The organism is Kitasatospora sp. NA04385 (assembly GCF_013364235.1).
Classification (GTDB): domain Bacteria; phylum Actinomycetota; class Actinomycetes; order Streptomycetales; family Streptomycetaceae; genus Kitasatospora.
In genome coordinates this window covers 1,018,674-1,033,641 of record NZ_CP054919.1, presented here as the reverse complement: position 1 = coordinate 1,033,641, position 14,968 = coordinate 1,018,674, and the positions used below count along the sequence as shown (strand labels likewise).

General features: G+C 75.1%; 13 protein-coding genes and 2 pseudogenes. 7 read left to right on the top strand and 8 right to left on the bottom strand.

The window, feature by feature from the left end; translation table 11 throughout:
* Positions 1-137 precede the first annotated feature (137 nt).
* The 3 genes from HUT16_RS04475 (at position 138) to HUT16_RS04465 (ending at position 2,613) form a co-directional block, all read left to right on the top strand.
* The gene (locus tag HUT16_RS04475) at positions 138-812 is read left to right on the top strand and encodes a DedA family protein (RefSeq protein WP_176185665.1); all 675 of its coding nucleotides are present in this window, start codon (positions 138-140) and stop codon (positions 810-812) included.
* 156 nt (positions 813-968) lie between these two features.
* Complete coding sequence (locus tag HUT16_RS04470) at positions 969-1,649, top strand: O-methyltransferase (protein ID WP_176185663.1); 681 nt, start codon at positions 969-971, stop codon at positions 1,647-1,649.
* Between the two features lie 73 nt (positions 1,650-1,722).
* On the top strand, positions 1,723-2,613 hold the full coding sequence (locus HUT16_RS04465) for a Gfo/Idh/MocA family protein (protein WP_176185661.1): 891 nt from the start codon (positions 1,723-1,725) through the stop codon (positions 2,611-2,613).
* Positions 2,614-2,618: 5 nt separating this feature from the next.
* Here the strand turns inward: HUT16_RS04465 and HUT16_RS04460 are convergent, their stop codons facing one another.
* Both HUT16_RS04460 and HUT16_RS04455 read right to left on the bottom strand, forming a co-directional pair.
* Positions 2,619-3,707, bottom strand: coding sequence for a hypothetical protein (locus tag HUT16_RS04460; protein WP_176185659.1), 1,089 nt, complete (start codon positions 3,705-3,707; stop codon positions 2,619-2,621).
* Between the two features lie 136 nt (positions 3,708-3,843).
* Entirely contained in the window at positions 3,844-5,331 is a 1,488-nt protein-coding gene (locus HUT16_RS04455) for an MFS transporter (RefSeq protein WP_176185657.1), read from the bottom strand.
* Positions 5,332-5,458: 127 nt separating this feature from the next.
* On the opposite strand from HUT16_RS04455, the gene HUT16_RS04450 reads away from it, so the two are divergent.
* A complete protein-coding gene (locus HUT16_RS04450) occupies positions 5,459-5,980 on the top strand; it encodes a MarR family winged helix-turn-helix transcriptional regulator (protein WP_176185655.1) in 522 nt (173 codons plus the stop codon).
* Between the two features lie 90 nt (positions 5,981-6,070).
* The gene (locus tag HUT16_RS04445) at positions 6,071-7,246 is read left to right on the top strand and encodes a damage-control phosphatase ARMT1 family protein (protein ID WP_176185654.1); all 1,176 of its coding nucleotides are present in this window, start codon (positions 6,071-6,073) and stop codon (positions 7,244-7,246) included.
* Between the two features lie 18 nt (positions 7,247-7,264).
* On the opposite strand, the gene HUT16_RS04440 is transcribed toward HUT16_RS04445, so the two are convergent.
* From HUT16_RS04440 to HUT16_RS37805, 5 genes and pseudogenes are all read right to left on the bottom strand, one after another.
* Positions 7,265-7,978, bottom strand: a complete 714-nt coding sequence (locus HUT16_RS04440; protein ID WP_176185652.1) for a hypothetical protein — start codon at positions 7,976-7,978, stop codon at positions 7,265-7,267.
* On the bottom strand, positions 7,975-8,784 hold the full coding sequence (locus tag HUT16_RS04435; RefSeq protein ID WP_176185650.1) for a hypothetical protein: 810 nt from the start codon (positions 8,782-8,784) through the stop codon (positions 7,975-7,977). Before HUT16_RS04435 ends, HUT16_RS04440 begins: the two co-directional genes overlap by 4 nt.
* Positions 8,785-8,839: 55 nt before the next feature.
* On the bottom strand, positions 8,840-9,355 hold the full coding sequence (locus tag HUT16_RS04430; protein ID WP_176185648.1) for a DinB family protein: 516 nt from the start codon (positions 9,353-9,355) through the stop codon (positions 8,840-8,842).
* Between the two features lie 103 nt (positions 9,356-9,458).
* Positions 9,459-10,652: pseudogene (locus HUT16_RS37810) on the bottom strand (MFS transporter); the annotation flags it as partial.
* 285 nt (positions 10,653-10,937) lie between these two features.
* A pseudogene (locus tag HUT16_RS37805) lies at positions 10,938-11,831 on the bottom strand (serine/threonine-protein kinase); the annotation flags it as partial.
* A 220-nt stretch (positions 11,832-12,051) separates the two neighbouring features.
* Between HUT16_RS37805 and HUT16_RS04420 the strand changes: the two are divergent.
* A complete protein-coding gene (locus tag HUT16_RS04420; RefSeq protein WP_176185644.1) occupies positions 12,052-12,999 on the top strand; it encodes a GNAT family N-acetyltransferase in 948 nt (315 codons plus the stop codon).
* Between the two features lie 76 nt (positions 13,000-13,075).
* A complete protein-coding gene (locus HUT16_RS04415; RefSeq protein WP_176185642.1) occupies positions 13,076-13,822 on the top strand; it encodes a class I SAM-dependent methyltransferase in 747 nt (248 codons plus the stop codon).
* 127 nt (positions 13,823-13,949) lie between these two features.
* Here HUT16_RS04415 and HUT16_RS04410 read toward each other — a convergent pair whose 3' ends face one another.
* Positions 13,950-14,813 (bottom strand): lysozyme, encoded by an 864-nt coding sequence (locus HUT16_RS04410; RefSeq protein WP_176185640.1) that lies wholly within the window; start codon positions 14,811-14,813, stop codon positions 13,950-13,952.
* Positions 14,814-14,968: the final 155 nt, after the last annotated feature.

Below are 14,968 nucleotides of genomic sequence, written 5' to 3'. Positions count from 1 at the left end.
GCCGTTGGCCCGGGGAAGGCGCTCGGCACCGTGGTCAGGAGAGGCTAGGCTGACCCGGCTGGTCCTTTACTGAAATTTTCCTGTGTGCCGTACGACGTGTCGACGGCCTTGTCCTGCCCAGACGGAGGTACTCCGCCTTGCACGTCGACCAATGGATCAATGACGTATCACCAACCCTGGTGTACGTGATCATCGGCCTGATCATCGGTCTGGAGAGCCTGGGCATCCCGCTGCCCGGCGAGATCGCCCTGGTCACCGCCGCGCTGCTGGCCGCCAAGGGCACGGTCAGCCCGTGGGGCGTGGCGCTCTGCGCGATCGCCGGTGCGATCATCGGCGACTCGATCGGCTACGCGATCGGCCACAAGGGCGGCAGGCCGCTGTTCGAGAAACTCGGCCGGAAGTTCCCCAAGCACTTCGGGCCCGACCACCTGGCCACCGCCGAGCGGCAGTTCCAGCGCTGGGGCATGTGGGCCGTCTTCTTCGGCCGCTTCGTCGCGCTGCTCCGGATCTTCGCGGGCCCGCTGGCCGGCACCCTGCGGATGCCGTACTGGAAGTTCCTGATCGCCAACGTGCTGGGCGGCGTGGTCTGGGCGGGCGGCACCACGCTGCTGGTCTACCAGGTCGGCAAGGTCGCCGAGAAGTACCTCCAGGGCGCCTCGTACATCGGCCTCGGCGCGGCCGTGCTGTTCGGTGCCGGTTCGGCGCTGTGGCTCAAGCGGAAGGCCAAGAAGTCCCGGGCCGAGCACCCCGAGCAGTCCGGCGGCAAGAGCGGCGAACCGCTCGCCGAGACCTTCGCCGAGACCGCCGACTGATCCGTCCGTCCGTCCGGCCGGCCCCACGTCGGCCCCGCGCCGGCCCCCGTCCGAGGCCGCCGCACCCGCACCGGGTGCGGCGGCCTCGGCGTGTCCCGGGCCGGGCGTGGGTAGGGTCGGCAGGTCCGGAGTGATCACGGAAGTGGGGAGAACGCTGTGCAGGACGAAGATCCGCAGGTGTGGACCGCGGTCGACGAGTACGCCGAGGCGCTGCTGATCGGCCCCGACGAGGCGCTGGACGCGGCCCTGGCGGCGGCCGACGGGGCCGGGCTCCCGCCGATCGCGGTGGCCGCCAACCAGGGCAAGCTGCTGCACCTGCTGGCCCGGATCCAGGGCGCCCGGCGCATCCTGGAGATCGGCACGCTGGCCGGCTACAGCACCATCTGGCTGGCCCGCGCGCTGCCCGACGGCGGCACCCTGACCACCCTGGAGATCGACCCGGCGCACGCCGCCGTGGCCACCGCCAACCTGGAGCGGGCCGGTCTCGGCGACCGCGTCGAGGTCCGCCTCGGCCCGGCCCTGGACACCCTGGCGCAGCTGACCGCGCAGGGCGGCGAACCGTACGACTTCTTCTTCGTCGACGCCGACAAGGCCAACATCCCGCACTACGTCGAGGCGGCGCTCGCGCTGGCCCGCCCCGGCGCGGTGATCGTGGTCGACAACGTGGTGCGCGGGGGCCGACTCGCCGACGCTGACAGCACGGACCCGGCGGTGCTCGGCGTGCGGCAGCTGCACCAGCTGATCGCGGACGAGAAGCGGCTGGACGCCACCACCGTGCAGACCGTCGGCAGCCGGGGCCACGACGGGTTCACCCTGATCAGGGTGCTCGGCGAGTAGTCCGCCGCCGCGCCGCCCGGGCTGCGCGGCCCGCCGTCCGGGCGGTCGGCGCCGGGGTGGGAGACTGGGCACCATGCGCATCGGACTCCTCGGCACCGGCCCCTGGGCGGGCTTCGTGCACGCCCCCGCCCTGGCCGCCCACCCCGACGTCACCTTCGCCGGTCTCTGGGGGCGCCGCCCCGAGGCCGCCGCCGAACTCGCCGCCGTCCACGGCGTGACCGCCCACCCGACGGTCGACGCCCTGCTGGCCGACGTCGACGCGGTCGCCATCGCCCTCCCGCCGGACGTGCAGGCCGAGTACGCGACCCGCGCGGCCCAGGCCGGCAAGCACCTGCTGCTGGACAAGCCGGTCGCCGCGACCGTCGACGCCGCCCGCGCCGTCGAGGACGCGGTGGCCGCCTCCGGGGTCGCCTCGGTGGTCTTCTTCACCACCCGCTTCGGCCCCACCCAGGAGGCCTGGATCACCGAACAGGCCGCCCAGGGCGGCTGGTTCACCGCCCACTGCCACTGGATCGGCTCGGTGTTCACCACCGACAGCCCGTTCGCCGCCTCCCCCTGGCGCCAGCAGAAGGGCGCCCTGTGGGACGTCGGCCCGCACGCCCTGTCCGTGCTGCTGCCCGTCCTCGGCGAGGTCGACCGGCTCACCGCCGCCCCCGGCCCCGCCGACACCACCCACCTCGTCCTGCGCCACCGCGGCGGCGCCTCCAGCACCGTCACCCTCAGCCTGACCGCCCCGCCCGCCGCCTCCGCGAACGGCGCGAGCGTCGAACTGCGCGGCACCGCGGGCGTCACCACGCTCCCCGACCGCGACACCGAGGCCACCGACGCCTTCGCCCGCGCCGTCGACGCCCTGCTGGCCGCCGCGAAGAGCGGCACCCCGCACGCCTGCGACGTCCGCTTCGGCCGCCAGGTGGTCGAGGTGCTGGCCGCCGCCGAGGAACAGCTGCTGCGCGGCGGCAAGTAGCCGCCTCAGGGGGCGGCGGGTCGTCGGTCGGCCGGGCGGCGCGGGGGGATCGGGGTGGCCGGGAAGTCGCGCGGGCCGGTCCACAGGGCCGGGACGGCGTCCGCCCGGCGGGCCAGCTCGTAGGCGATCGCCTCGTAGTTGACCCGCCAGCCCCGGAAGTGCGGCCAGGCCTCGGCGACCGTCCGCTCCGGGCGCATGCCCGCCGCCGTCACCAGGGCCGCCGCCGCGTCGAACTCCTCGAAGGTCAGCCGGATCGGCCCGTCCGGGTCCGGGTCGGGCTCGAACGGGATGCGCAGCGCCGTCGCGATGTCGCGCAGCGCGGTGAACCCGGCGCGCAGCAGCAGCCGGGCCTCCGGCGGGGCCGAGCGCGGGTTCAGCGCCGACTGCATCGCGGCCGCGTCCAGCACCGTGATCAGGCCCACCACCCAGCTGCGGTACGGCTGCGGCGAGCGGAACGAGATCAGCACCGGGTAGTTGGAGTGGCCCTCGCCGAGGTCCGCCGCCAGCCGCTCCCAGTCCCGGTACAGCTCCGGCAGCTCGCTCTCGGTGCGCACCAGCGCCTGCCGGGCCAGCAGTTCGGGCCCCCAGGCCGGCTCGCCCGCCCGCGACTGCAGCAGCGTCACCTCCAACTCCCGCCGGTTGTACGCCCCGTACAGCGTCGGCAGGTAGGCGATCAGCAGCGCGATGATCAGCGGGCCGTTCGCCGCAGCCAGGAAGTCGATCACCGACAGGTGCAGCCGGTCGCCGCTGGCGAAACCCAGGGTGAACAGGCTCGACCCGGCCTCCCGGAACGCCACCCGCCACGCCAGGTCGGACGTCCCGCGCAGCAGCAGTGTGTACGCGAACAGCGTCGACACCAGCCAGCAGCCCAGCATCCCGAGCAGGATCAGCGGCGCCAGCCAGGTCTGCGCCCGGTCGATCGCCCGGTACCCCCCGAACGGCGCCGCGACCGCCCGCACCACCCGGCGCAGCACCGACCAGAGCCGGATCACCAGTGCCGAGTACAGTCCGCGCGGCACCACCAGCGTCCGCAGGATGCTGGCCGCCGTCGCCAGCAGCAGGGCGGCCCCGGCCACCGTGGAGATCACTCGCATGCGGCCATTGTGACGTGCGGTCAGCGGCGGATGCCGGGTGGCGGGCGGTCCGGTGGCGGGCGGTCCGGTGGCCGGTGACCAGCGGCCGAGCCGTCGCGGGCGGGCGCGCACGGCGCGGCGGACCGCCCGCGGTGTTTCACGCGGTCAGGCGCTGCTCCGGGGCGGAACCGGTGGCGGCGCCGTGCTGCTCCTCCTCGGGGCGGCCGCTCGGGGGCAGGAGGAAGGTGATCGCGAGGAAGGCCGTCAGCAGGCACGCCTGGACGATCAGCGCGCGGTGGAAGCCGCCGGTGAAGTCGCCGGTGTCGGCCCGGGCGAAGAACACCGAGCCGAAGACCGCGACACCGGTGGAACCGCCGACCGCCTGGACCGCGGACAGCACCCCGGAGGCGGAGCCGATCTCGTCGTCGTCGACCGCGGCCAGGACGAAGCCGAACAGGGCGGCGATCACCAGGCCGGCGCCGACGCCCGCCACCGCCAGGCCGGGGGCGATGTCCCAGATCGAGAAGGAGGCAGCGTCGAGGCCGTCGAGCTCCCACCACAGCACGGCCGCGCCGGTCAGTTGGACGAGCGGCCCGATCTGCAGCACCTTGCGGCCGATCCGGTCGGCGAGGAACGCGCCGCTGACCGCACCGCCGATCGCGGTTCCCACCGCGAGGGGCAGGTTGCCCAGCCCCGCCTCACCGGCGGTGAAGTGCCGGCCGATCTGGAGGAACAGGGTCAGCACCAGTTGGGTGCCGACGAGCCCGCCGAAGAACAGGGCGATGCCGCCGAGGCCGACGGTGAAGGCGGGCTTGCGCAGCAGGCCCGGGGCCACCAGCGGCTCGCGGCCCGCGGCAGCCGCGCGGCGCTGCTGGAGGGCGAAGAGGGCGAAACCGACCGCCGAGCCGGCCATGCACAGCCACGTCCACAGCGGCCAGCCGTTCTCCTGCCCCTGGTTGAGCGGCAGCACCAGCAGGGCGCAGGACGCCACGACCAGGGCCGCGCCGGTCAGGTCGACCCGGACCGTGCGGTCGCCCGCCTTCTCGGGCACGAACTTCGCGGCGACGACCAGTGCGGCGAGGCCGACGGGCAGATTGACCAGGAAGACCGAGCGCCAGCCCAGGCCGAAGAAGTCGCCCTCGATGAGGAAGCCGCCCAGGACCGGGCCGATGATGCCGCCCAGGCCGAGGACGGGGCCGAAGACCGCGAAGACCTTGGTGAGTTCGGGGCCGGAGAAGTTCTCCCGCAGCAGCCCGAGGCCCTGGGGCAGGAGCATCGCTCCGGCGGCGCCCTGCAACAGGCGGAAGGCGATCAGCGTCCCGGTGTTCGGCGCGAGTGCGCACAGCAGCGAGGCGGTGGTGAAGGCGGCCAGGCCGATCAGGAACACCGTGCGCCGGCCGTGGCGGTCGCCGAGCCGCCCGCCGAGCACGAGTCCGGCGCCCAGGGTGAGGGCGTAGCCGCCGATCACCCACTGCAGTCCGACGGAACCGGCGCCGAGCGACCGTTCCAGGTCCGGTCCGGCGACGTTGACGATCGAGGCGTCCAGGAGGTCCATGACCTCGGCGACGATCATGGCCACCAGGATCAGCCACCGCCACCGGTAGGGCTCGGTCGTCTCGTCTGGGGTGGGGGACGGGGCGTGCATACCAGATTCCTCCATGGTGAAGTAATTCCATGATGAAGGTAAATTGGTGGGGGTAAGTTGTCAAAGCGGGCCGCCGACACGGACGCCCGGCAGGGGAGACGAGGTGGCGGGCCCGGTGGAGGAAGCGATGGACGACGGTGTCGCGGCGCGGCGCGAGCGGCTGATGGAAGGGCTGCGGACCTACGGCGGCCACTACGCCGAGCTCAGTCGGCGCTTCGCCGCCTGGCTGGGCCTGCACTCCACCGACGCGACCGCGGTGCTGGAGATCGCCGCCGCCGAAGAGCGGGGGGCCCCGCTGTCGCCGGCCCGGCTGAGCGAGCGCATCTCGCTGTCCACGGGGGCCACCACCGCGCTCCTGAACCGCCTGGAGGCGGCCGGGCACATCACCCGCACCCGCGAGCACTCCGACCGGCGCGTGGTCACCCTGCGCGGCGGCCCGCACATCCAGGAGCGGGCGGACGAGTTCTTCGGCCCGCTCGCCCGCCGCCTCGACGCCGCGATGTCCCCCTACCCGCCGCAACTCCTCGAACGGTTCGAGCAGTTCGTCACCGAGCTGAACGCCACCATGGACGCCCACCTCGCCGAACCGGGCCCCGCCGCACCGCGCACCCCGGACCCCGGCGGGGACCGGCCGCGCCGGGCGCACTGACCGCGGAGGCCGTGGAGCGCGCACCCGCTTGCGCCCGTCCGACCCGCCCGACCCGTCCGACCCGTCGAGCAGAGAGCCGAGCCGACACCCGTGCCGCACGCCCCCGAGATCCGCATCGACACCCCGGGCTCCTTCGCCCGGGCCGTCTTCCACGAGCGCCACCCCGTGCTGATCGGGCAGGTGCTGGACGCGCTGCCGTACGGCCCGGAGCAGCGGGTGGCGCTCGGCGAGCTGCTCGCGGGCAGCACCGGCGGCGGGGTGCTGGAGCCGCCGGACGCGGACGGCCCGGACGGGGAGCGGTGGCGGGAGTGGGGCGCGGGGCTGTGGGGGCGGCGTTGGGACGAGGCGCCGTTCCTGTGGGCGGAGAGCCGGTTCTACCGGCTGCTGCTGGAGGCCACCGGGTACTTCCGGCCCGGCGGCGCCTGGCGGGGCGTCGACCCGTTCGCGCCGTTCAAGGCCGCCGAGCTGGCCGGGGCGGCCGTCGACGGCGAACTGGCCGCACTGGACGCCGGGCCGGACCCGGACGCGCTGCTGGCCGCCGCGCTGTGGGGCAACCGGGCCGACCTGAGCTTCCGGCTCACCGCGCAGGAGGACGGCGGCGCGCCCGGTCTGGTCGCCGACGACAGCGCCCGGCTGTGGGCCGCGCTCGAACGGGGCCGGGGCGGCCGGGTCGGCCTGATCGCGGACAACGCGGGCCGCGAACTGCTGCCCGACCTGGTGCTGATCGACCACCTGCTGACCTCCGGCCTGGCCGGGCAGGCCGTGCTGTACGTCAAACCGCACCCGTACTTCGTCTCGGACGCCACCACCGCCGACACCCTCGCCGCGCTCACCCGCCTGCGCACCGCCCCCGGCCGGGCCGCCGCCGCGGTCGGCGAACGGCTCTGGCGGGCGATGGGCGACGGCACCCTGGCCGTGCGCACCCACCCGTTCTTCTGCGCCCCGCTGCCGTACGACGCGATGCCCGCCGACCTGCGCGCGGACCTGGCCGGGGCCACCCTGACCGTCCTCAAGGGCGACCTCAACTACCGCCGCCTGGTCGGCGACCGGCACTGGCCCCCGACCACCCCCTTCGCCGCGCTCACCGCGTCCTTCCCCACCCCCGTCGCCGCCCTGCGCACCCTGAAGTCCGACGTCGCCGTCGGCCTCGCCCCGGACACCGTGACCCGCCTCGACGCCACCGGCACCCCCTGGCGCACCAGCGGCCGACACGCCCTGATCCAGGTCCGCGCCCAGCGCCCGGCACCGCGGCCGGAGCGTGCCTAGCGCGCGGCTGGAGCGCGGCTAGAGCGCGGCGCCGTAGCCCGTCGAGTCCGCCAACAGGCGGCGGTGGCCGCCGAGTTCGGGGTGGTGCTCGGCGATCCGGCGGGCCTCGGCGAGCAGCGGGGCGGCGGCCGGCAGGTGGTCGGGGTGTGCCAGCGGGAAGGCGAGGGCGAGGCCGTCGCGGACCTCCCGGTCCGGGCAGGCGGTGAAGCAGGCGGCGGCGGCCAGCCAGAACCGCGGCCACAGGTCGGCGTACGGCTCGGCGGGGAGCAGGCTGCGCCGCAGTGTCTCCCGGTAGCGCTCCCGGAGTCGGCCGTCGTCGACCGGGCCGCCCCGGTCCTGCGCGCGCAGCGCGGCGAGCGGTGCCGGGTCGCGGTGGAAGCGCAGGTGGTAGGCGGCCGTGGCGGCGTTGCCCCGCTGCCGCCAACCGCCCTGCTCCAGCAGGGGGACGAGAACCGCCAGGGTGGCCCGGTGGCCGATCGCGCCGATGAGCGGGTCGGTCAGCTGGGAGGTCGTGGAGGGCTCCAGGGTGAGCAGCCGGAAGATCCGCCCGGCCAGCCGCCCGGCCAGCCGCCGGGTCGCGGCCGGGTCGGCGGTCAGTGCCGTGCCGAGCGACAGGCGGGTGCTCTCGATCGACTCGTAGCCGTCCTGATCGGGTGCGCGCCGCCCGGCCGCGGCCAGCAGGGCGCCGAACGCGTCCAGGCGGGCGGCCAGTTCGGTGTCGGGGTCGCTCAACTCGGCTCCCGGTGCAGGTGGTCGGCGGCGGGTCGAGAACGGCGGAACCAGCGGCGCTTCGGCTGCGGGGCGGTGGGCTCGGGCGCGGGCTCGGCGGGGGCGGGCCGGGGGGCGTGGCGGACCGGGGGCAGGTTGCGGCGCTCCAGGTCGGCGATGGTGTCCGCGTGCGCGACGGGGTGCAGCGGGACCACGGCGACCCGGGGGTAGGCCAGGTGGCGCAGGGGTTCCTCGCGCAGCAGCGCCTGCAGCAGGTGGTTCGCGACGGGGCCGGGCGGGTCCTCGTCCACGGCGACGTGCAGCAGCAGTTGGGGGTCGGGGGAGTCGGGCCAGCGGGCCCGGGACAGCCAGGCGGTGCGGACCGCCGGGAAGCCGCCCATCCGCCGGGCCAGCGCCTCGCGCAGGGCCCGGGCGTCCGGCCCGGTCGGCGGTTCGAGCAGCAGGCGCTCGCCGGGGAAGTCGCGGGCCCAGGCGTCCAGCAGCGCCCGGGGCAGCTTCCACTCGCCCTGCCGGGAGCGGAGCACCAGCCATACGGCCCCGGTGCCCTCCAGCAGGGCCGTCAGCTGCGCCGCGTCGTGGTGCGCGACGCCGACGGCCCCCGGCACGTCCCGGCCGGGCAGCGGGTCGGCGAAGCCGAGCACCACCCGTCCGCCCTCCGGGTCGCGGCCGGTGATCACCACCCCGGGGGCGGAGAGCGGCACGAACAGGCCGCCGTCGAACAGCGCGACGAACAGGTCCATCGGGTCGGGCTCCTGGCCGCCGAAGCGGTCGAGGAGCTGGGCGAGGTGCGGGTTCGAAGGCGCGGTCACGCCCGGAGCGTAGTGGCCCCGGCGGGCGGTGGGCCGCCGGGGTGCCCACGGGGCGTCACATGCCGGTGCGGCCGTCGAGGAGTTCGCGCAGGACGTCGAGGTGGCCGTTGTGCCGGGAGGTCTCCTCGATCAGGTGCAGCAGGATCCACCGCAGGTCGGGGTGGAGGCCGCCGCGGATCGACCGCTTGGCCGGGGTGGCCAGGTCGTGCTCGGCGACCAACTGCCGCAGCCGGACGCTCTGCTGCTCGTACTCGTCGAGCAGTTGCGGCAGCGGGACGTCGACCGCGGTGCGCATCTCCGGGTCCGGGTCGTCGTCGGTGGCGTCGGCCAGCGGCCCTTCGAGCGGGCCGTCGAGGAGGACCACGTCCAGCCAGTAGTGCTCGACCCAGCGCAGGTGGCTGATCAGCCCGCAGGCCGTCATCAGCGGGGAGCCGGGCAGCGGGGCGCGGCGGGCGTCCTCGGCGGAGAGGCCCTCGCACTTGGCCCGCGCGGTGGCCCGGGCGTAGTCGAGGAAGGTGGTCAGCTGGGTGCGCTCGTCCCAGGAGGGAGGCGTGTCGGTTCGCTCGGTCATCGCAGGCAGTCTGGGCCATGCCTGACCCGCTGTCGACAAGTTTTCGGTGCGGTGCGGTGCGGTGCGGTGCAGTGAGGTGGTGAGGTGGTGTGAGGTGGCGTGGTCAGTGGCGCGGGGCGGTCGGCAACCCGCGCGGCAGCGTCGCGCCGGCCAGCGGGGCGGCGAGCAGCAGGCAGGCGGCCGCCCACCAGGGCGGGGTGTCGGCGTTGCCGTACAGCACCGAGGCGCCGAGGCCCTGGCCCGCGAACTGGGCGGTGGCCAGGGCGCCCGCCGCCGCACCGGCCAGCCGGGGGACGATCGTCGTGGCCGCGCAGAAGAACACCGGTACCAGGGCCAGGCCGATGCCCAGCCCGGCGACGGTCGTGCCCGCCGACAGGAGCGGGCCCGCGTCCCCGCGGTCCAGGGCGAGGACGCCCCCGGCCACGCCCGCGACCGTGGCCAGCAGGCCGGTCACCGCCAGGACGCGGGGGGAGGCCCCCGGACGCGGCAGGCGGGCCCGGGCGACGGCGGCGCCCACGAGGGCCCCGGCCGCCAGCAGCACCAGCGGTCCCGTCGTCCCGACCACGGACTGGTCGTCGCCCCGGTACACCATCCAGGTCAGCATCGGCAGCAGGCAGAGGAAGCCGGCGCCGGTGAGCGCCGCTACCAGCAGAGCGCCGATGCGGTCCCGGCCGTGCCGGACGTCCGGCGGCAGGATCGGGTGGTGGCCCGCGCGCTGCTGCCACCAGAAGAGCGCGAGCAGGACCAGACCGGCGGCGGACGGCACCAGCATCGCCGGGCTCGCCCACCGCTGCCCGGCCCCGAAGACGAAGGCGGCCGGGCCGAGCGCGCCCAGCAGCGTGCCGAGCGGGGAGAAGCGGGCCCGGGCCCGCTCCCGGGAGTCCGGCGGCAGGGTGCGGACGCCGAGCAGCGCGGCCAGCGCCGCGACCGCGCCGACCAGCAGCACGTTCTTCGAGGAGAGCAGCTCGGCGTCGAGCAGCCCGGCCACCGTCCCCGCGACGGTGACCGCGGCGTACACCCCGAACGCCCCGGCCCGTTCCGCGTGGTCGCGCGGGGCGGTGGCCGTGACGACCAGCGAGGCGGTCAGTGCGAGCGCGCCGAAGCCGCCCTGCAGCAAGGCGGCGGCGAGCCGCAGCGGGCCGTCCTCGTCGAGCACGGGGCCGAACAGGTCGAGCAGGCCGACCGCGGCGAACCCGGTCAGCCCGACGGCCAGGGCGCGCCGACGCCCCACGAGGTCGGCCAGGTGGCCGCCGGGCAGCAGCAGGGCGGCGAAGGCCATCGCGAACCAGGGCGCGGTGACGTTCCAGTAGAGGCCGGACGTCCAGTTCCCGTGCACCAGGCCGAGCACCACGGCCAGTTGGGCCAGCGCCGGTACCACCCGGCCCCCGGCCCGACGGCGCGCGGCGGGCGGAGCGGTGGTGGAGAACGGGAGGCGGGCCTGCTCCGTCGGGGTGTAGCCGGAGCCCCCGGCCGACGGGTGCGGCGTCGTGGGCGTGAGTGTGGGCGCGGATGCGGATGCGGATGCGGATGCGGATGCGGGTGCCGGTGGTGCGGCCGGTGCGGTCCGCGGTTCGGGGACGAAGTCCAGCAACCGGGCGGTGTGGCGCCCGAGTTGGGCGAGGAGCTCGCCGGGCAGCCACACCCCGGCGTCCCCGGGGCCCCCGTCGGTGCGGGCGGCGATCTGCGCGGGGGTGGGCCGACGGGCCGGGTCCTTGTCCAGGCAGGCGCGCACCAGGCCGTCCAGCGCGGCCGGGAGACCGGTCAGGTCGGGTTCGTCCGCGGCGATCCGGACCAGGTGGCCGATCACGTCGGACCCGTCGGCGTCGAAGGGCGCGTGCCCGGTGGCGGCGTACACCAGGACGGAGCCGAGGGAGAAGACGTCGCTGGCGGGGGTGAGGTCCCGGCTCCTGGCCTGCTCGGGGGACATGAAGCCGGGCGAGCCGATCAGCACGCCGGTGCGGGTCTGCAGGCTGTCGCCGACCAGGCTGTCCATCGCCCGGACGATGCCGAAGTCGATGACCCGCGGACCGTCCACCGTCACCAGCACGTTGGACGGCTTGAGGTCGCGGTGGATCAGCCCCGCCCCGTGCACGGCCTCCAGCGCCAGGGCCAGCCGGTTGGCGAGGATGCGCACCGAGCGCTCGGGCAGCGGGCCGAAGTCCCGGGCGACGACCGCCGCCAGGTTCGGCCCGGGCACGTACCGGGTGGCCACCCACGGCACGTCGGCCCCGGTGTCGGCGTCCAGCACGTCCGCCGTCCAACTGCCGCCCACCTTCCGGGCCGCGGCCACCTCGCGGGCGAAACGCCGGCGGAACTCGCCCTGCGCGGCGAGCTCGGCCTGGACGACCTTGACCGCGACCGTGCGCCCGGCCTCGGACCGGCCCAGGTAGACCAGGCCCATGCCGCCCATGCCCAGGCGGGCGATGAGCCGGTAGGGGCCGATGTGCGAGGGGTCTTCGTCGGTCAACTCGTCCACGCCAGGAATGTAGCGGAGAAGCCGGGCGGAGGTGCCGGAACGCCGGGCCCGAATGATCGCCAAGTCGACTTGTGAGCGGCTGAGTTGATTGGTGGTGGTGCGATCGGGCACGGCGGCGTCCGGCCGTCGGAAGATCGAAAACCGCTTGGGGGAGCGGGCGTCGGACGGTAGAAAGGCCGCGGACGGGACGAGTGCGGGGACGACGGAGAGGGGAGCGGCGATGGCGCTGCCGGACGGGATGACGGTGCGGCCCGCGACGGGCGCGGACGCGGCGGCGGTCTGCGCGCTGCTGAACCGGGTGGACGAGATCGAGACCGGCCGACCGGGCACCGACCTGGACGAGGTCGAACAGGAACTCGCGCACCCCGAACTGGACTTGGCGCACGACAGCTGGCTGCTGCACGACCCCGACGGGCAGTTGGTCGGGTACGGGCTGGTCCGCGACCGCTCCGGCGGCGAGCGGATCGACCTCGACCAGTACCTGCTGCCCGGCCAACTCGCGGGCGGCCTGCACCTGTTCGACCTGATGGAGACCCGCGCCGCCGAACTCGCCCGCCGCAACGGCGCCGAGCGCGCCGTCCTGCACCTGCTGCTCAACGCCGAGCCCACCACCGACACCGGTTCGATGCGCGCCCGCGGCTGGCGGCACGTCCGCCGTCACCACGCCCTGCACCGCCGGGTCTCCCCGTCCACCGACCCGCTGCCCGAGCCGCCGACCGGCGTGCGGCTGCGCGCCTGCACGGCCGAGGCCGACCGGCGGGCCGCCCACCTGCTGATCCAGCGGACCTTCGCCGCGCACTACGACTTCAAGCCCCGCGACTACCCGCAGTGGCTCCAGGACATCGGCGCCGAGACGGTGGACTGGTCCCGGGTGTGGGTCGCCGAACTCGACGGCCGGGGGGACGTCGCGGTGCTGCGCACCGGCCTGCGACCCCCCGCCACCGCCTGGGCGTTCAACATCGGCGTGCTGCCCGCGGCCCGCGGCCGGGGCATCGGCGGCTACCTGCTGCGGCACTTCTTCGCGGACGCCGCCGCCCGGGGCCTGCCGACCGCCGCCCTGGGCGTCGACACCGAGAACGCCACCGGCGCGATGGCGCTCTACCTCGGGCACGGCATGGAGCTCCAGTTCGCCGTCGACACCTGGGCGCTGGAACTCCCCACCACCTGAGCCGAGTTCACCGCCGTCCCGCACCCGCACCCGCACCGTTCCACCCCCCACACACCACCGGAAGCGAGCACCACCCGTGGCCGACACCGTGTACGACGCCCGCACCGCCGCCGACTACCGGGCGGCCCGGGAGATCCCCCGCGAGGGCCTGGACGCCTGGCGGGAGGCGATCGCCGAGCACGCGGCCCCGCACCCCGGCGCGACCGTCCTCGACGTCGGCGCGGGCACCGGGGCCTTCGCCACCGCCTTCCGCGACTGGTACGGCGTGCGGGTGCTGGCCGTCGAACCGGCCCCCGCCATGCGGGAGTTGATCCCGGCGGGGGAGGGCGTCACAGTGCTCGACGGGCGGGCCGAGCAGCTGCCCGTCGCGGACGGCGCCGCGGACGCCGCCTGGCTCGGCTCCGTCGTCCACCACATCGGCGATCTCGACGCCGCCGCACGGGAGTTGCACCGGGTGCTGCGCCCCGGCGCGCCGGTGCTGATCCGCAACGCCTTCCCCGGCCGGTGCGAACGCGACCTGCGGGTGCGGTACTTCCCCGAGACCGCCGCCGGCATCGACGACTACCCGAGCGTGGAGCGGGTCACCGCCGCCTTCGCCGCGGCCGGCTTCACCCGGACCGCCCTGCGGTCGCTGCCGCAGCGCTCCGCACCGACCCTGGCCGCGTTCGCCGCCGGACTGCGCCGCGACGCGGACAGCAAACTGCGCGCGCTGAGCGACCGGGCGTGGGAGGCCGGGCTCGACCGGCTGCGCCGCGCCGCCGCCGAACGGCCGCAGGAGCCGGCCGTCAGCTGGATGGACCTGCTGGTGCTGCACCGGAGTTGACCCCGCGCCCGACGGCGGGGCGCCCACCCGCGGCCGGTGCGGGGCGTGTTCCGGCCGTGGGCGGGCGCCGAGCGGTGCGGCGCCGAGCGGTGCGGTGCAGCGTGGTGCGATGTGGTGCGGTGCGGTGTCAGCCGGTGGCGAGCGCCTTGACCCGGTCGAGGGCGCCGTTGAAGTAGTTCTGGTCGCCGGGCAGGGTGCCGGAGTCGGCGTACTGCCAGATGGTCTGGTACGACCAGCCGGCCGGGAGGGTGCCGACCGCGGTGGAGTACCGGGCTATCCAGAGCGGGTTGGTGGCGCCGAAGGAGGCGTTGTCGCCGGTGCAGGTGCTCCACCAGTTGGTGGTGGTGTAGATCACCGGGTAGCGGCCGGTCTTGGTGTGGACGGTGTTGGAGAAGTCCCGGATCCAGCTGACCATCCCGGCCTGGGTCAGGCCGTAGCAGGTCGCGCCGTACGGGTTGTACTCGATGTCGAGCGCGGGCGGCAGCGTCTTGCCGTCCTTGGACCAGCCGCCGCCGTGGGCGACGAAGTAGGCGGCCTGGGTGGCGCCGCTGGAGACGTTCGGCAGCGCGAAGTGGTAGGCGCCGCGGATCATTCCGACGCTGTAGGAGCCGTTGTACTGCTGGGCGAAGTACGGGTTGGTGTAGCTGGTGCCCTCGGTGGCCTTGACGTACGCGAAGCGGGCGCCGTTGGCGTAGGCGGTGCTCCAGGCGACGTTGCCCTGGTAGCTGGAGACGTCCATGCCCTTGGTCTGGGTGGCGGTCAGAGCTGCGAAGGTGCTCGCGGTGCCGGTTGGGTCGGTGAGGCCGCGGCCCTCGTGGGCGGCGACGGTCGATCCGGCGTGGTCCTGGTCGGGGTGGAAACCGGCCGGTGCGGTGGGCCCGGCGGCCTGGGCCGGGACGGCGGAGACCGCGACGACGCCGACCAGCAGGGCGGCGGTGGCGGCAGCGGTGGCGGTGCGGCGGAGCGTGCGGATGGTGCCGGAAGCGGTCATGACGACTCCTCAATCCGGTGGTGGCGGCCGGGTCGGCCGCATGCGGAGAAGATATAGTCATGGCCCCGTCAGTCAACAGAGTGTTGAAACCACATATCGAATGAACGTATGTAGAGAGAACATCCATAAGTGTGACAACTGAACACCCGGCATTC

Coding starts and splice junctions, on each gene's coding strand:
- HUT16_RS04465 (WP_176185661.1), top strand. CDS start 1,723: ATGCGCATCGGACTCCTCGGCACCGGCCCCTGGGCGGGCTTCGTGCAC.
- HUT16_RS04460 (WP_176185659.1), bottom strand. CDS start 3,707: ATGCGAGTGATCTCCACGGTGGCCGGGGCCGCCCTGCTGCTGGCGACG.
- HUT16_RS04455 (WP_176185657.1), bottom strand. CDS start 5,331: ATGCACGCCCCGTCCCCCACCCCAGACGAGACGACCGAGCCCTACCGG.
- HUT16_RS04450 (WP_176185655.1), top strand. CDS start 5,459: ATGGACGACGGTGTCGCGGCGCGGCGCGAGCGGCTGATGGAAGGGCTG.
- HUT16_RS04430 (WP_176185648.1), bottom strand. CDS start 9,355: ATGACCGAGCGAACCGACACGCCTCCCTCCTGGGACGAGCGCACCCAG.
- HUT16_RS04420 (WP_176185644.1), top strand. CDS start 12,052: ATGGCGCTGCCGGACGGGATGACGGTGCGGCCCGCGACGGGCGCGGAC.
- HUT16_RS04410 (WP_176185640.1), bottom strand. CDS start 14,813: ATGACCGCTTCCGGCACCATCCGCACGCTCCGCCGCACCGCCACCGCT.